This window comes from Pseudomonas marginalis (assembly GCF_024169655.1).
Taxonomy (GTDB): Bacteria; Pseudomonadota; Gammaproteobacteria; order Pseudomonadales; family Pseudomonadaceae; genus Aquipseudomonas; species Aquipseudomonas paraveronii.
On record NZ_JALJWV010000001.1, the window covers coordinates 5174540 to 5193596 of the forward strand.

21 protein-coding genes are annotated in these 19057 nt (G+C 59.3%); 10 read left to right on the forward strand and 11 right to left on the reverse strand.

The genetic code is table 11. The annotated features are described in order from the left end of the window. Positions 1–13 precede the first annotated feature (13 nt). From J2Y83_RS23805 to J2Y83_RS23815, 3 genes are all read left to right on the forward strand, one after another. Positions 14–838, forward strand: coding sequence for a motility protein A (locus J2Y83_RS23805; protein WP_253398853.1), 825 nt, complete (start codon positions 14–16; stop codon positions 836–838). Beyond that, positions 835–1617, forward strand: coding sequence for an OmpA family protein (locus J2Y83_RS23810; RefSeq protein ID WP_253398855.1), 783 nt, complete (start codon positions 835–837; stop codon positions 1615–1617). The genes J2Y83_RS23805 and J2Y83_RS23810 overlap by 4 nt, the downstream gene beginning before the upstream one ends. 73 nt (positions 1618–1690) lie before the next feature. Then, positions 1691–2020: a hypothetical protein gene (locus tag J2Y83_RS23815; RefSeq protein ID WP_253398857.1), complete on the forward strand. Its 330-nt coding sequence runs from the start codon at positions 1691–1693 to the stop codon at positions 2018–2020. 44 nt (positions 2021–2064) lie between these two features. Here J2Y83_RS23815 and J2Y83_RS23820 read toward each other — a convergent pair whose 3' ends face one another. Next, complete coding sequence (locus J2Y83_RS23820; protein WP_247396103.1) at positions 2065–2700, reverse strand: LysE family translocator; 636 nt, start codon at positions 2698–2700, stop codon at positions 2065–2067. Positions 2701–2769: 69 nt separating this feature from the next. Here J2Y83_RS23820 and J2Y83_RS23825 point away from each other — a divergent pair, with 69 nt between their 5' ends. After that, positions 2770–2982, forward strand: a complete 213-nt coding sequence (locus J2Y83_RS23825; protein ID WP_253398859.1) for a hypothetical protein — start codon at positions 2770–2772, stop codon at positions 2980–2982. 268 nt (positions 2983–3250) lie between these two features. On the opposite strand, the gene J2Y83_RS23835 is transcribed toward J2Y83_RS23825, so the two are convergent. After that, entirely contained in the window at positions 3251–3643 is a 393-nt protein-coding gene (locus J2Y83_RS23835) for a T6SS effector amidase Tae4 family protein (protein WP_253398863.1), read from the reverse strand. 405 nt (positions 3644–4048) lie between these two features. Continuing rightward, on the reverse strand, positions 4049–4426 hold the full coding sequence (locus J2Y83_RS23840; protein ID WP_247396109.1) for a c-type cytochrome: 378 nt from the start codon (positions 4424–4426) through the stop codon (positions 4049–4051). Positions 4427–4776: 350 nt separating this feature from the next. Here J2Y83_RS23840 and J2Y83_RS23845 point away from each other — a divergent pair, with 350 nt between their 5' ends. From J2Y83_RS23845 to J2Y83_RS23865, 5 genes are all read left to right on the forward strand, one after another. Next, positions 4777–5157, forward strand: a complete 381-nt coding sequence (locus tag J2Y83_RS23845) for a response regulator (protein WP_253398865.1) — start codon at positions 4777–4779, stop codon at positions 5155–5157. Between the two features lie 244 nt (positions 5158–5401). After that, positions 5402–5596, forward strand: a complete 195-nt coding sequence (locus tag J2Y83_RS23850; RefSeq protein WP_253398867.1) for a hypothetical protein — start codon at positions 5402–5404, stop codon at positions 5594–5596. A 124-nt stretch (positions 5597–5720) separates the two neighbouring features. Then, complete coding sequence (locus J2Y83_RS23855; protein WP_253398869.1) at positions 5721–7616, forward strand: alkaline phosphatase D family protein; 1896 nt, start codon at positions 5721–5723, stop codon at positions 7614–7616. A gap of 135 nt (positions 7617–7751) precedes the next feature. Next, positions 7752–8753 carry a sensor domain-containing diguanylate cyclase gene (locus tag J2Y83_RS23860; RefSeq protein ID WP_253398879.1) on the forward strand — a complete coding sequence of 334 codons (1002 nt, stop codon included), beginning with the start codon at positions 7752–7754 and terminating at the stop codon, positions 8751–8753. Positions 8754–8897: 144 nt separating this feature from the next. Further along, on the forward strand, positions 8898–10148 hold the full coding sequence (locus J2Y83_RS23865; RefSeq protein WP_253398881.1) for a 2-aminoadipate transaminase: 1251 nt from the start codon (positions 8898–8900) through the stop codon (positions 10146–10148). On the opposite strand, the gene J2Y83_RS29650 is transcribed toward J2Y83_RS23865, so the two are convergent. Further along, complete coding sequence (locus J2Y83_RS29650; protein WP_301295048.1) at positions 10145–10267, reverse strand: hypothetical protein; 123 nt, start codon at positions 10265–10267, stop codon at positions 10145–10147. The genes J2Y83_RS23865 and J2Y83_RS29650 overlap by 4 nt on opposite strands. Positions 10268–10583: 316 nt before the next feature. Between J2Y83_RS29650 and J2Y83_RS23870 the strand changes: the two genes are divergently transcribed. Next, positions 10584–11300: a hypothetical protein gene (locus J2Y83_RS23870; protein WP_253398883.1), complete on the forward strand. Its 717-nt coding sequence runs from the start codon at positions 10584–10586 to the stop codon at positions 11298–11300. A gap of 112 nt (positions 11301–11412) precedes the next feature. Here J2Y83_RS23870 and cyoE read toward each other — a convergent pair whose 3' ends face one another. The 7 genes from cyoE to hmpA form a co-directional block, all read right to left on the reverse strand. Then, positions 11413–12300, reverse strand: coding sequence for a heme o synthase (gene cyoE, locus J2Y83_RS23875; RefSeq protein ID WP_253398885.1), 888 nt, complete (start codon positions 12298–12300; stop codon positions 11413–11415). Between the two features lie 11 nt (positions 12301–12311). Beyond that, positions 12312–12647, reverse strand: a complete 336-nt coding sequence (cyoD, locus tag J2Y83_RS23880; RefSeq protein WP_247403570.1) for a cytochrome o ubiquinol oxidase subunit IV — start codon at positions 12645–12647, stop codon at positions 12312–12314. Continuing rightward, positions 12647–13273, reverse strand: a complete 627-nt coding sequence (locus J2Y83_RS23885) for a cytochrome o ubiquinol oxidase subunit III (protein ID WP_247403567.1) — start codon at positions 13271–13273, stop codon at positions 12647–12649. Before J2Y83_RS23885 ends, cyoD begins: the two co-directional genes overlap by 1 nt. Positions 13274–13276: 3 nt before the next feature. Then, complete coding sequence (cyoB, locus tag J2Y83_RS23890) at positions 13277–15295, reverse strand: cytochrome o ubiquinol oxidase subunit I (RefSeq protein WP_253398887.1); 2019 nt, start codon at positions 15293–15295, stop codon at positions 13277–13279. A 3-nt stretch (positions 15296–15298) separates the two neighbouring features. After that, entirely contained in the window at positions 15299–16240 is a 942-nt protein-coding gene (gene cyoA / locus J2Y83_RS23895; RefSeq protein WP_253398893.1) for a ubiquinol oxidase subunit II, read from the reverse strand. A gap of 790 nt (positions 16241–17030) precedes the next feature. Beyond that, entirely contained in the window at positions 17031–17537 is a 507-nt protein-coding gene (locus J2Y83_RS23900; RefSeq protein ID WP_247403557.1) for a disulfide bond formation protein B, read from the reverse strand. Between the two features lie 225 nt (positions 17538–17762). Continuing rightward, positions 17763–18944, reverse strand: coding sequence for an NO-inducible flavohemoprotein (hmpA, locus tag J2Y83_RS23905; protein WP_253398896.1), 1182 nt, complete (start codon positions 18942–18944; stop codon positions 17763–17765). Positions 18945–19057 lie beyond the last annotated feature (113 nt).

Here is a 19057-nt window from a genome sequence, read left to right on the forward strand (position 1 = left end):
ACAGGAGTGCTGCATGAACCCCTCAACCCTGATCGGCATGCTCGCCAGCCTGCTACTGCTGGCGGTGCTGCTCATGTTCAGCGCGCAACAACCCGGCTTGTTCATTGACCTGCCGGCTCTGGGCATTGTGGTGGTCGGCACCTTTGCCGCGACCTTCATCAGCTACCCGCTGCGCGAAGTGCTGCACATCTTCAGCCTGATCAAGACCGTGGTGCGTCACGAGCGCGAATACACCCAGGAAGACATCGACGAACTGGTGAGCCTGTCGCGCCTGTGGATCGACGGCGACCTGCGCGCGGTGGAGGACGTCCTCGACCGGGTGAAGAACCCCTTCCTGCGCTCCGGCGTGCAACTGGTGATCGACAAGACACCACTGGACGACATCCTCGACCTGCTGCAGTGGCGCATCGCGCGGCTGCGTGCCAAGGAACACGCCGAGGCCCAGCTGTTCCGGGTCATGGCCAGCTATGCGCCGGCCTTCGGCATGCTCGGTACCCTGGTGGGGCTGGTGAACCTGATGTTCGTGCTGGGCGACGGTGACATGGTGACCATCGGCCGACAAATGGCCGTGGGCCTGATGACCACGCTCTACGGCGTGTTGCTGGCCAACCTGCTGTGCAAACCGGTGGCGGTGAAACTGGAACGCCGCACCGAACAGCGCGTGGTGGTGATGAACATGGTGCTGCAAGGCGTGGCGATGATGGCCAACAAACGCAGCCCAGGGCTGATGCGTGAAACCTTGAAGTCGTTCGTGGCCCACTACCAGAACGACTTGCGCGAGGAACCGTTGCGCCCGGCGCGCACCCTGATTGCGCTGAAGTGGAAAACCCGGGCATGACAGCCATCACCCGCAACCAGGCTGCCGCGATCGCCAGCGGCACGCTGCCCGTAGAAGATCCAGGTGGCGAAACCTGGATGATGACCTACCTGGACATGATGACCCTGCTGCTGGTGATGACCATGGCCATGCTGGCGTTGGCCGGCAAGAGCCATGAGCTTGCGCGGCACAGTGCCAAGCTCACTGTAGCCCCCGTTTTTAGTGCAAAAAGCCTGACCTCGATAGACCCGCCGGGCGCGTTGTTGCGGGTACATCAGGCGCCGGCACCCGTGGTGGAAGCTGAGCCCGAACCCGTCGTCGCCGTTGAGCCCGAGCCCGTCACTGTGGTTGAGCCCGAGCCGCCCAAGCCCACGACGCAAGACCTGCTCAACGAACTGCCACTGGACAAGCTGGGCAATGACATCGAAGTGGTCACCAACGACAGCAGTGTGAGCTTTCGGATCAGCAGCGAAATCCTGTTCCCTTCCGGCCAGTCCGACCTCAGCCTGGGCGGCCTCGCCGTGCTGCGCAAGCTGATCCCTGTACTCGACAGCGTGCCGCACAAAATCATCGTCGCCGGCCATACCGACCCCCAAGACATCCGCAACTCGCGCTTCCCCTCCAACTGGGAGCTCTCCGGCGCCCGCGCCGGCAGCGTAGTCCGCTACTTGCAAAGCAACGGCATCCAGCCCAACCGCCTCGCCGCCATCGGCTATGCCGACACCCGTCCCCTGGCCGACAACGCCCTCGCCGAAGGCCGCGCCCGCAACCGCCGCGTGGAACTGATCCTGGAGCGCTGACGCGTGGGTCTTTTTTTTCCGACGCAGAACAGTGATCATCGCCCTCCCCACCCAAGCCTGAGGAAGCGAGACCATGGAATTGACGCTGGAAGCGGTTGCGCTCTTCGCACTGAAACTGGTGCACGAGACCGACGGCGGCAGCCCGGTTTTGCGTGACGATCTGGTGATGGACGGGTACGAGCGGGAAGTGTTTGGGTTATTGGTGCGACGGGGGGATCTGCCTGCGATTCAACTCAAGATCGAGGCGTGTGCGGTGCAAGCGCTGGATACAGTGGGCGGCGCCCATACGGTACTGGGGCGGGAATTGCGGCGGTTGGCGACTGACGTGCAAAACGTCCGTCAACTCGATGCACTGCCCGCGCCGCTAACCACCCTCAAGGACTATTTGAAAGACATCCAGTGAATCGGTGATCAGCGTGCCGGCCAGCGTCAATAGCGCATGCCCGATTACCGCCGCCCTTCAACTGCCATACGCACGGCCAAGCCCATCAGCACCGAGCCCATCAGCCAGCGCTGCGCCACCTGCCAACCGGGCCGGGTGACGAAGAACACCGCGATGGAGCCCGCCATCATGGCAATCATTGCGTTGACGCCCACGCTAATGAAAATCTGCGTAAAACCCAGCACCAACGATTGCGTCAACACGCTGCCGTGGCCGTTCGGGTCGATGAACTGCGGCAGCAACGACAGGTACATCACCGCGACTTTAGGGTTCAGCAGGTTGGTCACAAAGCCCATCATGAACAGCTTGCGCGGGCTATCCTGGGGCAAGTCCCGCACCTGAAAAGGCGAACGCCCCCCCGGCTTGACCGCCTGCCAGGCCAGGTAGACCAGATACAACGCACCACCGAGTCGCAGCGCGTCGTAGGCCAAGGGAACCGCCATGACCAAGGCGGTGATACCCAACGCCGCGCACAGCATGTAAACGATAAAACCCAACGCAACCCCGCCCAGGGAAATCAAACCGGCCGTGCGCCCCTGGCAAATCGAGCGGGAAATGAGGTAAATCATGTTCGGCCCGGGCGTCAGCACCATGCCCAGTGAGATCAGGCCATAGGCAAGCCAGTTGGACAGTTCGGGCATCGTGCAGCTCCTGAATGAGGGTGTTGTCGGCGACGTTGTCGTGTCGAGCGCCATGGTAGGGCGTGCGACATGAGCGCGTTAGATACAGATCTGCGAGCAAAACGTCATACACAGGACAGGCACGTGATCGACTTCATCTTGCGGCCGTACAAAAACAGCGTGTTCTATTGCGTGGAAACCTCCGGGATTTTCGCTCTGGATTTCCAAGTACCTGCTGACCTGATCAGCGGGCAAAAAAAGACCTTGGCGTCCCAAGGTCTTTTTTACTGCAGGCACGCCTGATTCAATGGATGCACACCGTCAAATATGGGCGCAGGCCATCAGCCCCGCGGCCTCCGCAAATACCTGCAATACCAAACCACCCCACCCACAACCGCCCCCACAACAGTGACGCCATTCCCCACCAACCAAATCCCAAAATTCCGAGTCTGCTCCGCATCTCCTTCATAGAACGGCCCAAAGTACGCCGACACCGCCACCACCACCCCGTTGAACACCCCAACAGCCACGGCGACTACCAAAACTACAAACACAACCCCCTTACAGACCTTCATATAACGCTCCAAAACCAAATCTCCCTTGACTGGTGATAATCCGAGAACGTCCCTTCGATCGAGAAGCCTAACTGAATTCGCGGGTAGCTCAGCCAATCCGTCAATCGCCGCCCATTCCATAAATCAATGTGGTCACCACTACGGTTACCGAACGTTTCATTGCCCCGGCGCCAAAAATCCTTGAAGAAGATGATGCCTTGCTGCCCGACCAACATATCCTCAAAGTCTTCAGGCTTTATCTTCTTTACGGGCTGTATACCGGGGATATTGGCGCGACTTAATGCCTTGGCCATTTCCTCTGCAGCCAGCACATGACCTTCACTTTTGGGGTGCTGCCAACAATAGCGCACCCCTCTGAATCCGCTCAGGTCGGCACCAGACCTGCGCAATGCCACGCCTAGGTTGATCGCGCATTGATCACTAAAATTTTTCGCGCCGTTGGTTCAGCACGGGGCGGCGTCTCCGAAGATTTCCGGATGGTTTTTCCATAGGGTATTGAATGTCAGCATTCAGCATTTCCTTCGCGTTTTTTTCGCGACCGTAGCAAACGCTTTGCTGCTTAAGAGGGGATCGGATAGAAATCAGAACGGTCCTACTTGCCTGTCAGTTTTGGCTGCAGGGTATAACTCACACACCCTCACAGGGGATGTCCTTATTGGTGTGAAAGTAAGTGCTAACTGGGCCGGTGTTTGTGCGGAATGTTCCGCAGCCGAATAGGAAGCTGGGCGGTTAGGTATAGGAACTTCAGAACGACGCAGGTTTCATGTGGGGCTCACTCCCACATGAGGTCAGAATCACTGGGGTTGAAACGTCTCCAGGTACGCCAGGATGTTGTCGATCTTTTCCTGATCGCTGATGCCCCAGAAGATCATGCGCGTGCCGCTCACTACCTTCTTCGGCGCCTCGATATAGGCCGCGAGTTTTTCTCGGGTCCAGACCACCCCGGAGTTTTTCATCGCATCCGAATACTGATAGTCGGCGGTAGTGCCGGCAGGCCTGCCGATGATGCCGTTGAGTTCGGGGCCAAAGCCGCCGCGCGCGCCCTCGCCGATGTTATGGCAGCCGCCGCAGGTTTTGGCGAAGAGCTTGCCGCCCGCTTCGGCATCGCCGGCGGCGCAGGCCGCGCCAGTGTTGAGGATCAGGGCGAAGGTCAGTAAGGCGCGGTATTTCATAAGGGCTCCACATCGGGTGATACGGGTGATTATGCCGGTTTGTCAGGAGCGCATGCCCATCAAGATCACCGCTTCGGTCCATGCCGTCACCACCGGTGCCAGCACACTGAACCACGGGTCATCCCGGTCGATCTGCGCGGCCGAGTGCTCACGGTTGACGGCCTTGTGTCACGGCCTGTGGGAAGCAGGCCGGTGGTTGGTTGAAAAGCGCCGGTATCGTGCAGCAGCACCCGGTCAATACGCAACCGGGTCCCTCAGAACGACCATCCATCGTTCCAGGCATATCTGATCGAACCTAATGCGCTGCGCCCCACTCCACCCTACTGAACCCTGATGGTGGAGTAAGGATCATGGCTCAGCCATCGATTTTAGTGCTGGAAGACGACGAAATCATTCGCGCGTTAATGGTCGACGTTCTGGAGGATTTCGGTGCGCATGTCACCTCGTTTCCTTCGGCGGATGAAGGAATGATTTACCTGGAGCGGGCCGATGACCCGGTGGACCTGATTGTGAGTGATATCCAGATGCCTGGATTGCTCAACGGCTATGACCTGAGTCGAGTGGTGGCCCATCGTTGGCCAGCGGTGCCGGTGGTGCTGACGTCCGGCAACACCAGGCTGGCGGCGCAGTTGGGGGGATCGGTACGGTTTCTGCCCAAGCCGTGGAGCACCGACCATCTGCTCGAATGCGTGCAAACCGCACTGACCCAGCAGGGAGCGTCGGTGCATTAATAGCTTCGCGACATCACTTCGCCGAAGACCCGGCGGCGGTTAGGTGCCGGAAAAATCGTCGCGAAAAGTGAGCTGGGCCGCAGCCGTGAGTTCCGATTTAGGGAGCCCAAGGTGAATGACAATGCCCACACCTGTGTCGTCTCGTTTTGACGCGATTTGTTTATAGCTCAGGCTTCCCACGCTCTGTAGTTTCGGTCCGCGTCGACAGCCTTCGACGCGAACTGAACTTACAGAGGGTACCGTGATGGATATTTTTTCCAGTCATCTGAGTTTCGAAAACACCCTTTTGCAGACCTACTTGAACACGCCAGAAAAAAACCCTCCTCGCCCGAAAACGCCCTCTCTGGGGTCGACCATTGATTTCAGTGGTGAGCGGCCGCCAAAGAAGGACAACCGCTCGAACGGCCTGGACAGCCTGGGCAGTGGAAACATCATCTAAGTCGTCAAATTGAGAGGCTGCAACCCTGCAGTCTCTTCCACCTTTCGATCCACCCGACCTTAACAAAATACTGACATCCCCCGGGTTAACCTTCGCAACCACCTTGCACAGAGCTTTCAACCCTATGCCTCACGCCGGCACCTTGCCCGACGTCCTCGCTGGCCCGCTGCTGCGGCGCCTTGAACCCCAGCGCCTGGTGATGTGGCTGGTGGGGACCAGGGAACTGCCGTTGACCCTCAGGCTGCACGTCGCCGAGCAGACCCGCGATATCTCGCTGGACCAAGGCCAGTGCCAAATCGTGCCGGTGGGGCGCCAGGCCTTTATCCACTTGATCGACGTTGCGTTGGACGAGGCTCTGCCCCAGGACGCGGTGATCGGCTATGACCTGCTGATCGACGGGCGCGGCATCGGCCAATGGGCACCGCACCTGCTCTATTGCGACGCGCAATCGCCGAGTTTCGTGCTGCATAGCCGTATTCATCAATTGGTCCACGGCTCCTGCCGCAAGCCCCACCACCCGGCGGACGAAGGCTTGCTGTGCGTCGACCGCCTGCTGGCCGACGCCCAAACCCCAGCGCAACGCCCGGCGTTGTTGATGATGAGCGGCGACCAGGTGTACGCCGACGATGTCGCCGGGCCGATGCTGCGGGCGATTCATGGGCTGATCACGCGCCTGGGGCTGTTCGACGAATACCTGGACGGCGCCGTGGTGGACAACAGCGCCAGCCTCTACGGGCATCGCGCCAGTTATTACCAGCGGGCCGAACTGCTCCCCGCGCTGGACAGCAACGAGACCCTGCGCGAACGCTTTTTTGGCGGCGTGAAGAAGCCGATTTTCACCAGCAGCACCGCCGACAATCACTTGGTGACCTTCGCCGAAGTCATTGCCATGTATCTGCTGGTCTGGTCCCCCACCCCCTGGACACTGATCGCGCCGCAGCCGCCGCAACTGAGCGCCGACGCGCAACCGCGGTATGCCCGTGAGCAGGTGCAGATCGATCGCTTCCGCGATGGCCTGCCCGGCGTCGCGCGGGTGTTCGCCCACCTGTCCACGCTGATGATCTTCGACGATCACGACATCACCGACGACTGGAACCTCAGCGCCCAGTGGGAAGAAACCGCCTACGGCCATCCGTTCTCCAAACGCATCATCGGCAACGCGTTGCTGGCGTACCTGCTGTGCCAGGGCTGGGGCAACCAGCCGGATGTGTTTGCCAAGCTGATCAGCCAGACACAGGCACTTGCCGCCCAGGCACACGACAATCATCTGAACGCGAGCGCGCAGGATGAACTGCTCGAAACGCTACTGACCTTCCAACAGTGGCATTACGTCCTGCCCACCACCCCCGCGCTGGTCGTACTCGACACCCGAACCCGGCGCTGGCGCAGCGAATTCAACCTCAAACAACCATCCGGCCTGCTGGACTGGGAAGCCTTGAGCGAACTGCAACAGGAACTGCTGGACCACCCGTGCGCGATCATCGTCTCCCCCGCGCCGATCTTTGGCGTCAAGCTGATCGAGACCGTGCAAAAAGTCTTCAGTGGGTGCGGTTACCCGCTGCTGGTGGACGCCGAAAACTGGATGGCGCATCGCGGCGCCGCCGAGGTGATCCTGAATATCTTCCGCCACTCCCGCACGCCGGGTAACTACGTCATCCTCTCGGGCGACGTACACTATTCGTTCGTCTACGAAGTACTGATCCGCCATCGCAACGCCGGCCCCAAGCTCTGGCAGATCACCAGCAGCGGCATCAAGAACGAATTCCCACCGCGCCTGCTGGAATGGTTCGACCGCCTCAACCGCTGGCTCTACTCGCCGCGTTCTCCGCTCAACTGGTTCACCCGCCGCCGCACCATGCAGGTGGTGCCGCATATCCCGGAACACGCGCAAGCCGGTGAGCGCTTGTGGAACTCGGCGGGGATCGGCCAGGTGTTTTTCAACGCGCAAGGCCAACCCGAGGCCATTTACCAGCACAACGCCAATGGGAAGGCACCGACGATGATGCGGGCGCCGAAATAATGGCCCATCGCCACACCTCGACAGCTGCACAGTCGCTCTATTCAAAGCGTGCAAGTCACGTTGTACAGTAGCGCCAGCCACGGAGTATCGGCGTCAATTTCACCGGCCTTGGGGCCCACGCAGGGAAGCGCGCACATGGACGATACAGCCGGCAATAAACCGTCAAACGACCTCAATGCCGACATGTTGCATGCTGTCATGGAACTGGTCAGCGACGGGGTCTGGGACTGGAATGCGAATACGGGTTTCGTTTACCGCAACCCCGGCTGGTACGAAATGCTCGGCTACCCCAGCCACTCCCTGGAGAACAGCGTGTTCACCTGGGAGAACATCATCCACCCCGACGACTACCTCCGGGTGATGACGCTGTTCGATGACTACATCAACCGTCGCTCGCCCCATTACCAGACCGAATACCGCTGCCGCAAAAAAGACGGCAGTTACCTGTGGATCGAAGACCGCGGCTATGTGGTTGCGCGTAACCTCGACGGCTCGGTGGCGCGCATGCTCGGCGCCCACCGCGACATTAATACGCGCAAATGCTCCATCGAACAGCTCGAACGGCGTAACCAATCGCTTGAAGCCTTGGTTGCCGAACGCACACGCGAGTTGTCACGGGTCAATCAGCAACTGCAATTGCAACTGGACGAAAACCGCTCCTTGGCCGAGCGTGACGCCCTGACCTGCGTGGCCAACCGTTATCGCCTGGAAAAAGTGCTGCTGGAAGAATGCGACCGCGCCGAACGCTTCCGCCTGCCGTTGGCGCTGCTCGCCATGGATATCGATGATTTCAAGCCGATCAATGATCGACACGGCCACGGCGTCGGCGACAAGACCCTGGTGAGCGTCGTGGAGAGACTGGAATCCTGCGTGCGCCCCGGTGACTTGCTGGCGCGCTGGGGTGGCGATGAGTTTGTGGTGGTGCTGCCCAAAAGCCCCCTGAAGACAGCGAAAGCCCTGGCCGAGCGCATTCGCCAAAAAATGACCGAGATGCCTGCGGTGGGTGACTTCAAAGTGACCCTGAGCCTGGGGGTGGTGGAGCGTCTTGCGGGTGAAGCCCCCGCTGCGCTGATGGCGCGGGCCGATCAGGCGCTGTATCGCTCCAAGGCAGCGGGGAAGGATGTCGCCTCGGAATAAATGCGCGGGGGTTGTTGCCCCGAACGACCTGCTGGCAACCGCTCCTTCCGATTTGGAATGACCCGGCGACTTTATTTCGTTTGCGGCACAGCCTGGCTCGCGGCTTAGATAAAAAGAAGCCCGCCACTGCCGAGTCCGAGATTCATGAGCCGCGAAACCATCAGCCAGTCGATTTCCATCGTTCACCCCATCAGCCTCAGCCACGGCAAGAACGCCGAGGTCTGGGACACCACGGGCAAGCGCTACATCGACTTTGTCGGCGGCATCGGCGTGCTCAACCTCGGGCATTGCCACCCGGCAGTGGTCGAGGCGATTCGCCAGCAGGCAACCCAACTGACCCACTATGCCTTCAACGCCGCACCGCATAGGCCTTACATCGAGCTGATGGATCGTCTGAGTGCGTTTATCCCGGTGGACTACCCGGTCAGCGGCATGCTCACCAACAGCGGCGCGGAAGCCGCTGAAAACGCCTTGAAGATCGTGCGCGGCGCCACCGGCCGCACTGCGGTGATTGCGTTCGACGGCGCGTTCCACGGCCGCACGCTTGCCACCCTCAACCTGAATGGCAAGGTGGCGCCCTACAAGCAAAAAGTCGGTGTCCTGCCGGGCCCGGTGTATCACCTGCCCTACCCGAGCGCAGACAACGGCGTGACCTGCGCCGAAGCGCTGAAGGCCATGGACCGCTTGTTCAGTGTGGAAATCGACGTCAACGACGTGGCCTGTTTCATCATTGAGCCGGTGCAGGGCGAAGGCGGTTTCCTCGCGCTGGACATCGAGTTTGCCCAGGCCCTGCGCCGTTTCTGCGATGAGAAAAACATCCTGCTGATCGCCGATGAAATCCAGTCCGGTTTCGGCCGCACCGGCCAGCGTTTTGCCTTCTCGCGCCTGGGCATAGAACCGGACCTGATCCTGCTCGGCAAAAGCATCGCCGGCGGTGTGCCGTTGGGCGCCGTAGTGGGGCGCAAGGCATTACTCGACAACCTGCCCAAAGGCGGGCTGGGCGGCACTTACTCCGGCAATCCCATCGCCTGCGCGGCGGCGTTGGCCACCCTTGAGGTGATGACGGATGCACAGTTGCAGGCCTGGGGATCGCAGCAGGAAGAGGCCATCCTGCGCCGCTACGAAACCTGGCGCGCGCAACGCCTGTCGCCTTACCTGGGCCGACTGACCGGCGTCGGCGCCATGCGTGGCATCGAGTTGGCCCACGCCGACGGCACGCCCGCGCCCCAGCAACTGAGCCAATTGCTGAGCCTGGCGCGGGACGCCGGCTTGCTGCTGATGCCCAGCGGCAAGTCGCGGCACATCGTCCGTTTACTGGCGCCGCTGACCACTGAGCCAGCGGTGTTGGAGGAAGGCCTGGACATCCTCCAGGCGTGCCTCAAGCAACTGGGCTAATAACGCGCATCCACCGGCTTGCCGCCGCTGTCGGGCAGCAATTCCTTAGTTTGCAGGTGCCGGTGCGTGCGGCGCGGCAAGCAGGTCGGCCGGGCATGACAGAGAATGCCCCATTGCATTAGGCCTTCATTAACCTGGCGCGGGGAGGGCCCCTCGGCGCAGGTCTGTGTTCGTTTTTATAGGTTCATCAGACCTCTGTGTTGTAACGGGTTTACCGGCACAGCACTAAATCGATGGACAAAGGCGAGCTGGCGGCGGGCGGTGGCGCATCCGGTTTGACCGTAGGTCTGTTTTGCGGGCGGGCAATCACGCTGCAGCGGGCGCTGGCCGCTTTGCGTCGCAATAAGGGCATTGTGCTGCCTTGACCTGCCCCCCCTCCCCGCCGAAAATGCGCGACGCTTTTTTGTCCCTGTTTACTGAAGTAGTGAAATTTCAATGTCCGATTCCTACACCGCAGAATCCGCCGAAGAGTCCGTAGTCGCCTTGCAATCCAAAGCTGAATACGAAAACGCCATCAATCTTTCACAGCATGTGCCAGCGGCCAAGATCATCAGCGAGATGGTGCTGGACGCGTTCCATACCTCCAAGGAAAGCGATCAGATCCGCGAACTGCGTGTGGCCATCCGCGAGGCCCAAGACGCCTTCGATGACGACAAGGCCTACGACCTGATGGGCCAGCTCAAGCAGCTCAAGGACGCCGAAGCCGCCGACAACATCGCCCTGGAAGACCTCAGCAGCAAGTTTTCCATCAGCCGCATCCTGTCCAGCTTCAAGGACGACCCGCAGTTTCAGGAGCTGGTCTATGGACTGGCCCTCAAGGTGCTGAACCAGTCCCACCAGGCCATCAGCAACCCAAGCGCCGGCAAGGGCAAGGCCGCTCGTCCGAAGAAAGAAGCCGAAGTGTTTGTGATCAGCAAGGACGGCATCAGCGTCACCCTGCCGCTGCGCACGCCGCGCTCGAAGCTCAACGTCGACCGTGAAGCGTTCGAGTTCCTGGGTTTCAGCTTTGTCGGTGACGGCGATGACGCCGAGCTGGAGGTTGAGAGCTTTGTGGATAACTCAGGCGCTGAACAGCCGTTGAGCCGCAAGAGCGTGATCACGGCGTTGCAGCAGCAGACGGCGTTTGATGGGTACAGCATCGTGCAGCAGTAGTACCACTAGTACCGCTGAACCCAATGTGGGAGGGGCGGTGCGCTGGAACTGCGCCCAAGAAAAAGCCCCGCGCTTCTCACGAAGGCGGGGCTTGTTCATTACTTGGAACCACTCAGGGCGCGTAGGTCAGCAACAGCTCTCTCGGCACCTGGAAATCCAGGGACATCATCACGCTGAGCGCGGTGATGGTGAAGATCGAGAACACGAACAGCTTGCGCGCCCAGACGGTGTCGTCCACCGCCTTGTAGCCGGTCCAGGCCATATACAACCAGTACATGCCCATGGCGGCGGCGACGGCAAGGTAGCTCATGCCGGCGTAGCCACTGAAGGTCAACATCAAGGTCGCCACGAGGAAGGCCAGGATGTACAGCAGGATGTGTTTCTTGGCCACCTGGATGCCACGCTTGACCGGCAGAACCGGAATCGACGCAGCCAGGTAGTCGTTGAAACGGAAGATCGCGATGGCATAGGAATGCGGCATCTGCCACAGGCTGAACATCACCAGCAGCACCAGCGCGGCCATGTCGAAGCTATTGGTCACAGCCACATAACCAATCACCGGCGGCATCGCCCCCGACAGACTGCCCACCAGCGTGCCGTGAACCGACTTGCGCTTGAGGTACAGGCTGTAGAGACCGACGTAGATGGCAAAGCCGATCACGGCAAACAGCGCCGCCAACGGATTGGCCACCTTGTACAACAACACCACGCCGGCAACACCCAGGACGGTCGCGAACAGCAGTGCCAGTTTCAGGGAGATAAGGCCCTGGACCAGCACGCGATTCTTGGTGCGTTCCATCTTGATATCGATGTCGCGGTCGATGCAGTTGTTGAAGACACAACCGGAAGCTACCACCAGGGACGTGCCGATCATTGCTGCCAGGAAGATGGCCAGATCGACATGTCCCTTGGAGGCCAGGAAGAAGCCGCCTGCCACAGAAAGCACGTTACCGAAAATGATCCCCGGTTTGGTGATTTGGATAAAGTGCTTAAGCGACATCGGGTCTTACCTCACTTCGCCATCATGAACGTGTGGATGCTGAACATGATCCACAGCGACAGACCAACCAGCAGAACGATCACCAGGCCTGCGAACACGAACGCAACCACGTTCTCGCGCTGAGCCTCGGAGCGGTCCAGGTGCAGGAAGTACACCAGGTGAACCAAGACCTGAATCACCGCAAACGCCAGGACGATCATCAAGGTGATCGACTTCGGCAAGGTTGGGTACATCACCAGGCCGAACGGGATCAGGGTCAGGATGACCGACAGGATGAAGCCGATAGCGTAAGTTTTTACGCTGCCGTGGCTCGCATCATGGCTGTCATGGGAGTGTGCATTAGCCATTACAGAGTCCCCATCAAGTAGACGACGGTGAATACGCAGATCCAGACCACGTCCAGGAAGTGCCAGAACAGGCTCAGGCAGTTCAGGCGAGTCTTGTTGGTGTTGGTCAGGCCGTGTTTATTGACCTGATACATCATCACCGCCATCCAGATCAGGCCAGCCGTCACGTGCAGACCGTGGGTCCCCACCAGCGTGAAGAACGCCGACAGGAAGCCGCTGCGGTGCGGGCCGAAGCCTTCGGAGATCAGCAGGTGGAACTCGTTGATCTCCATGCCGATGAAGCCCAGGCCGAACAGGAAGGTCAGACCCAACCAGGTCAGTACGCCCTGCTTGTTGCCCTTGTAGAAGGACAACATGGCGAAGCCGTAGGTGATCGAACTGAACAACAGCAAGGCGGTTTCGCCGAGCACGTAAGGCAGTTCGAAGATGTCGTGGCCCGCCGGGCCACCCGCTACGTTGTTTACCAGTACCGCGTACACCGCGAAGATCGACGCAAACAAGATGCAGTCGGTCATCAGGTAGAGCCAGAAACCGAAAACGGTTACCGGGCCCGAGTCGTGGTGATGGTCATCGTGCCCATGGTCATCGACATGGGCGTGTCCAGCATTGGTCACTAAGTTCGACATGGTTTAAGCCTGTTCCAACGAGGTTTCTACACGGTTGGCCGGGATCTTCTTCTCGGCCACCAGGCGAGCGTGCTGCTCGGCTTCGATGCGCTCGATCGTTTCGACCGGCACCATGTAGCCTTGATCATCACGTGCAGCGTGGACAATGAAGTAGCCGATGGTGCCCACCAGGCTCACGATTGCCAGCCACCAGATGTGCCAGATCATCGCGAAACCGAACACGGTCAACAGCGCACCAATCACCACGCCAGTGGCGGTGTTGTTTGGCATGTGGATCGGTTCGTAGTGCTTAGGCTGCTGGTACGCAGTACCGTTTTCCTTGGCTTCGGTGAACGCATCGATGGTGTTCGCAGTCGGAATCACGGCGAAGTTGTAGAACGGAGGTGGCGACGAAGTCGACCATTCCAGGGTGTGGCCGTTCCATGGGTCGCCGGACTCGCACATGTTCTGCTTGCGATCACGCACGCTGACATACAGCTGGATCAACTGGCAGGCGATACCCACAGCGATCATCACCGCACCGACCATGGCGACGTACAGGTACGGCACCCACTCAGGGTTGGTAGTAGCGTTCAGACGACGGGTCATGCCCATGAAGCCCAGTGCGTAGAGCGGCATGAACGCGACGAAGAAGCCCGAGATCCAGAACCAGAATGCTGCCTTGCCCCAGCCTTCGTGCAGCTTGAAGCCGAACGCTTTCGGGAAGAAGTAGCTGAAACCAGCGATGTAACCGAATACCGCACCGCCGATGATCACGTTGTGGAAGTGAGCGATCACGAACAGGCTGTTGTGCAGCACGAAGTCAGCACCCGGGATGGCCAGCAGTACGCCGGTCATGCCGCCGATGGCGAAGGTCACCATGAAGCCCAGGGTCCACAGAACCTGGCTGGTCATACGCAGACGACCGTGATAGATGGTGAACAGCCAGTTGAATAGCTTCACCCCCGTCGGGATCGAAATCAGCATCGTCGCCAGGCCGAAGAAGGCGTTGACGCTGGCCCCCGAACCCATGGTGAAGAAGTGGTGCAGCCAAACCATGAAGCCCAGTACCGAGATCGCGCCGGAAGCGTAGACCATCGAGTGGTGACCGAACAGGCGCTTGCCGGTAAAGGTCGAGATCACTTCGGAGAAGATACCGAACGCTGGCAGGATCAGGATGTACACCTCAGGGTGACCCCATGCCCAGAACAGGTTCACGTACATCATTGGATTGCCACCAAGTTCGTTGGTGAAAATGTGGAAATCCAGGTAACGGTCAAGCGACAGCAGTGCCAGGGTAGCGGTGAGGATCGGGAACGAAGCCACGATCAGCACGTTGGCCCAGGTGCAGGTCCAGGTGAAGATCGGCATATCCATCATCTTCATGCCAGGCGCGCGCATTTTCAGCACGGTGGCCAGGAAGTTGACCCCCGTCAGCGTCGTCCCGAGCCCTGATAGCTGTAGCGCCCAGATGTAGTAGTCCACACCCACGCCCGGACTGTACGCCAGGCCCGACAGCGGCGGATAAGCAACCCAACCGGTCCTGGCGAATTCGCCGACGCCCAGGGACACGTTGACCAGCACAACGCCGGATACCAGCAGCCAGAAGCTCAGGGAGTTCAGGAACGGGTAGGCAACGTCACGGGCACCGATCTGCAGCGGCACTGCAAGGTTCATCAGGCCGGTGAAGAAAGGCATCGCCATGAAGATGATCATGATCACACCGTGAGCGGTGAAGATCTGGTCATAGTGTTCAGGCGGCAGGTAGCCCGGCGAACCTTCGGTGGCCATGGCCAACTGGGTACGCATCATGATGGCGTCGGCAAAACCACGCAGCAGCATGACCATGGCAACGATGATGTACATCACACCGATTTTCTTGTGGTCGACCGACGTCAGCCACTCGGTCCACAGGTAGGTCCACTTCTTGAAGTAAGTGATACCTGCAAACAGTGCCAGACCACCCAGCGCGATCATGGCGATGGTCACCATCACGATCGGCTCGTGGAACGGGACCGCATCCCAACTTAATTTACCAAACATCGTTTACTCCTCTGCCCCAGCAGTTGAATGCGAGCCCGTGTCAGAACCTTCAACCGCAGCCACTTCTTTCTTCTCGTGCTTGACCGGCTTGCCTGGTTTCATGCCTTCGTACTTGTCGACGATCTTCTGAAACAGGTCCGGCGTGTACGCGGAGTACGAAGCGGCAGGGTTGTTCTGGCTTGGTTTGGCAAGGGCTTCGTATTCAGCTTGATCAAGCTGTTTAGGTGCGGCCTTGACTTCGGCTACCCAGGCGTCGAATTCTTCCTGGCTCGTCGAGATCGCTTTGAATTTCATGCCGGTAAAGCCAGCGCCGCTATAGTTGGCGGAGATGCCGTCCATTTCAGCTTTCTGGTTGGCCATCAGGTGCAGCTTGGTCTGCATGCCGGCCATCGCATAGATCTGGCCACCCAGGCCTGGAATGAAGAACGAGTTCATCACAGTGTCGGAGGTGATCTTGAAGTTAACCGGGGTATGTTCCGGGAACACGATCTTGTTGACGGTGGCGATACCCAGGTCCGGGTAGATGAACAGCCACTTCCAATCCAGCGCGACCACTTCGATATTGATCGGCTTGGCGTCGGATTCCAGCGGACGGTACGGGTCCAGTGCGTGGGTGGACTTGTAGGTCACATAACCCAGGGCAATGATGATGAGGATCGGAACCAGCCACACCGCGATTTCAATCTTGGTGGAGTGCGACCACTTCGGCGCGTAAGTCGCCTTGGTGTTCGACGCGCGGTATTTCCAGGCGAAGGCGAAGGTCATGATGATCACAGGAACCACTACCAGCAACATCAGCAGGGTGGCGGTGATGATCAGGTTGCGTTCATCCAGACCGACCTGTCCTTTGGGGTCGAGCAAGGCCCACTTGCAGCCTCCCAGCATTAACATCATGCCAAGCAGCGGCAAAAAGCCTAGTAATCGGGGGTACCTGTTTTTACTCATCTCACGACCTCTAAAGCAGCTTGCGCAATGCAGTTGGGTTTTGATCGCCAACACTTCACCCTGCCAAGGGTTGGCATTTCTCTTCGATTGAATAAGAGCCTGCCCGAGCGCCCTGATTGGACGGTTAACGGACCTGCGGTGAGTTCTTATTCGATTTCGTGGTTAAAGGCCTTGTTACAGACCAATTCCATTTGGTGCGGATAGTTGAAAGGCTGCCGGAACCTGGGGTCGCACAGAGCCATCCATCTGCCCCTCGACCGCTCCAATGCTCAAAGATTGAACAGCACCGGACATTCAGTGCGGGCGATTGTAGTTAGCTAGCGATGTATAAACCATGTCTTATAAAGAAATAATTTTTATCGTTTACAGCAATAATCCTTCACCTATTTTGCAAAAGTTCGCGATCTTATCGCGTTGGATTCTCAACAAAAACCACAAAAAATGCCGTGTTATAGGGCAAACTGCCACACCCCTTACCCCCTGTAAGGGCCTGAAAAACCGATCCAAGCCCCCATAAAACAAGGCATTAACAGATCACCGAAAGCCTCGAACGGCGCGCCATTCGCGGTGTCGCTCAAACGATGAACTGACAGCACACATTGACGACGCGGGGCAAATTCAAGCGGCGGTTCAGCGGCTCAGAAACGTCCTGCGACTGCGTCTGTGTGACAACATGTCGCACACTGCACACCGCCAAAATTGTCCCGCGTCACTGTCCCTTCATTAATCCCTACAAACAAAAACGCCCCGGCTTTCCCTTGAGAAGGACCGGGGCGTTTCAGTGAACGACTCAGGCTTTGCGTTGGCGATTACGATAGATACCCAGGGGCACCAGGATCACCGTCAGCACAAACGCCACCAGCGCCCATTGCGCCAGTGACAGGCCGAGCACCGGCGGGTACGGCGTGCTGCAGAAGCCATCGACCTGGAAGACCAGTGGAAACACCTTCGCCAGGGGCAGGCCGTCAACGATCGGTTGCAGCACATCCACGCCGCAACTGACCTCGGGGAAGAACTGGGTGTACACATGGTGGCCGGCAGCGGCCACGCCGCCCAGGGCACTGAGGACCACCAAGCCTTCAAACAGCGTGATCGCGCCTTTGCTGCGCATGGCTGCACCGATAAACGCAAAGACCGCAATCAACAGCAAGGCGTAGCGTTGCAGGATACACAGCGGGCACGGCGCCTCGCCCAACACCACCTGCATGTACAGCGCACCGCCGATCAGCGCCAGGCAGATGATGCCCAGCAACACCAGAAAGCGCCGTTCCCTGCCTAAACGCAATTCGTCACTCATCTCCGTATCCCTTTGTTTGATTGTGCCAATGGCCGCAAGTTTACACACAGAGAGTGGTTTAAACAGAGAGGGGTTAACAGGGGATTAATCGGGAGGAATGGAGCACTGAATGTGGGAGGGGCTTGCCCCCGATAGCGGTGTGTCAGCCACAGATAAGCTGACTGATCCACCGCTATCGGGGGCAAGCCCCCTCCCACATTTTGAACAGTGTGAACCTTTAGGTGGTTATTCCAGGGCTGCGGCCGGGCCGAAGAATTCGTAGCGGCTTTGTTTTTCGGGTACGCCCAAGGCTTTGAGGTGGCGCTTGATCGCGGCCATGAAACCTTTAGGGCCGAGGAAGTATGCATCCAGGTCGCGCTGCTCGGGCAACCACGCCGCGAGTTGTTCCTGGCTCAGCAGCCCCACGGTGTCGCCTGCCGGGCTCACGCCATCGTCCTCGTCATAGCAGTAGAAGCGCTTGAGTTGCGGATGCTTGGCCGCCAGGGCATCGACCCACTCCCGAAACGCATGCACCCCGCCGTTACGCGCACAGTGGATAAAGTGCACCGGGCGCTGGGTAGCCAGGGCCGCTTCGAGCATCGGCAGTGTTGGCGTAATGCCCACTCCGCCACTGATCAGCACCAGCGGTTTATCGCTGGCCGCCAGGGTGAACTCGCCCGCTGGCGGGAACAAGTCGATCGTCGCGCCGACCTGCAGTTGATCATGCAGGTAGTTGGACACCCGCCCACCGGCTTCGCGCTTGACGCTGATGCGGTATTGGCCGGCATCGCTGAGGGCCGACAAGGAATAGTTGCGGCGCACTTCTTCGCCATCGAGCACCAGCGTCATACCAATGTACTGACCGGGCGCAGCAGCGAGGATCGGGGCGTTGTCCACCGGGGCGAAATAGAAGGACGTGATTTCGGCACTTTCCTCCACGCGCTTGACCAGCTTGAACGGCCGCGCACCCCGCCAGCCGCCTGGCGCCTGGGCCTTCTCGTCATAGATCGCGGCTTCGGCGCCGATCAGGATATCCGCCAACTGGCCGTAGGCCGCGCCCCAGGCGCTCATTACCTCGGGGGTGGCAATCTCGCTGCCCAGCACTTCGGAAATCGCACGCAACAGGCAGGCCCCCACGATCGGGTAATGTTCCGGCAGGATCTGCAAGGCCACGTGTTTGTTGATGATCTTCGCCACCAGGTCACCCAGTTGATCCAACTGGTCGATATGCCGCGCATACATCAATACGCCATTCGCCAGGGCGCGGGGCTGGTCGCCGCTGGCCTGGTGCGCCTGGTTGAACAGCGGGCGGACCTCCGGGTATTCGGAGAGCATCATGCGGTAGAAATGGGTGATCAGCGCTTCGCCGCCGCTTTCCAGCAGGGGCACGGTGGATTTGACGATGGCACGGTCTTGGGCACTAAGCATGGAGCCTCCTGGGCTTCTTTACTGATTGCCTTGAGGTAATCAGCATTCATGCCAACTAATAAATCGTTTAATTTCAACCAGTTAAATTAAACATAGTCAGTATGACTCCTACG

Coding starts and splice junctions, on each gene's coding strand:
- J2Y83_RS23805 (WP_253398853.1), top strand. CDS start 14: ATGAACCCCTCAACCCTGATCGGCATGCTCGCCAGCCTGCTACTGCTG.
- J2Y83_RS23810 (WP_253398855.1), top strand. CDS start 835: ATGACAGCCATCACCCGCAACCAGGCTGCCGCGATCGCCAGCGGCACG.
- J2Y83_RS23815 (WP_253398857.1), top strand. CDS start 1,691: ATGGAATTGACGCTGGAAGCGGTTGCGCTCTTCGCACTGAAACTGGTG.
- J2Y83_RS23820 (WP_247396103.1), bottom strand. CDS start 2,700: ATGCCCGAACTGTCCAACTGGCTTGCCTATGGCCTGATCTCACTGGGC.
- J2Y83_RS23825 (WP_253398859.1), top strand. CDS start 2,770: ATGAGCGCGTTAGATACAGATCTGCGAGCAAAACGTCATACACAGGAC.
- J2Y83_RS23840 (WP_247396109.1), bottom strand. CDS start 4,426: ATGAAATACCGCGCCTTACTGACCTTCGCCCTGATCCTCAACACTGGC.
- J2Y83_RS23845 (WP_253398865.1), top strand. CDS start 4,777: ATGGCTCAGCCATCGATTTTAGTGCTGGAAGACGACGAAATCATTCGC.
- J2Y83_RS23850 (WP_253398867.1), top strand. CDS start 5,402: ATGGATATTTTTTCCAGTCATCTGAGTTTCGAAAACACCCTTTTGCAG.
- J2Y83_RS23855 (WP_253398869.1), top strand. CDS start 5,721: ATGCCTCACGCCGGCACCTTGCCCGACGTCCTCGCTGGCCCGCTGCTG.
- J2Y83_RS23860 (WP_253398879.1), top strand. CDS start 7,752: ATGGACGATACAGCCGGCAATAAACCGTCAAACGACCTCAATGCCGAC.
- J2Y83_RS23865 (WP_253398881.1), top strand. CDS start 8,898: ATGAGCCGCGAAACCATCAGCCAGTCGATTTCCATCGTTCACCCCATC.
- J2Y83_RS29650 (WP_301295048.1), bottom strand. CDS start 10,267: ATGCAATGGGGCATTCTCTGTCATGCCCGGCCGACCTGCTTGCCGCGC.
- J2Y83_RS23870 (WP_253398883.1), top strand. CDS start 10,584: ATGTCCGATTCCTACACCGCAGAATCCGCCGAAGAGTCCGTAGTCGCC.
- cyoE (WP_253398885.1), bottom strand. CDS start 12,300: ATGTCGCTTAAGCACTTTATCCAAATCACCAAACCGGGGATCATTTTC.
- cyoD (WP_247403570.1), bottom strand. CDS start 12,647: ATGGCTAATGCACACTCCCATGACAGCCATGATGCGAGCCACGGCAGC.
- J2Y83_RS23885 (WP_247403567.1), bottom strand. CDS start 13,273: ATGTCGAACTTAGTGACCAATGCTGGACACGCCCATGTCGATGACCAT.
- cyoB (WP_253398887.1), bottom strand. CDS start 15,295: ATGTTTGGTAAATTAAGTTGGGATGCGGTCCCGTTCCACGAGCCGATC.
- cyoA (WP_253398893.1), bottom strand. CDS start 16,240: ATGAGTAAAAACAGGTACCCCCGATTACTAGGCTTTTTGCCGCTGCTT.
- J2Y83_RS23900 (WP_247403557.1), bottom strand. CDS start 17,537: ATGAGTGACGAATTGCGTTTAGGCAGGGAACGGCGCTTTCTGGTGTTG.
- hmpA (WP_253398896.1), bottom strand. CDS start 18,944: ATGCTTAGTGCCCAAGACCGTGCCATCGTCAAATCCACCGTGCCCCTG.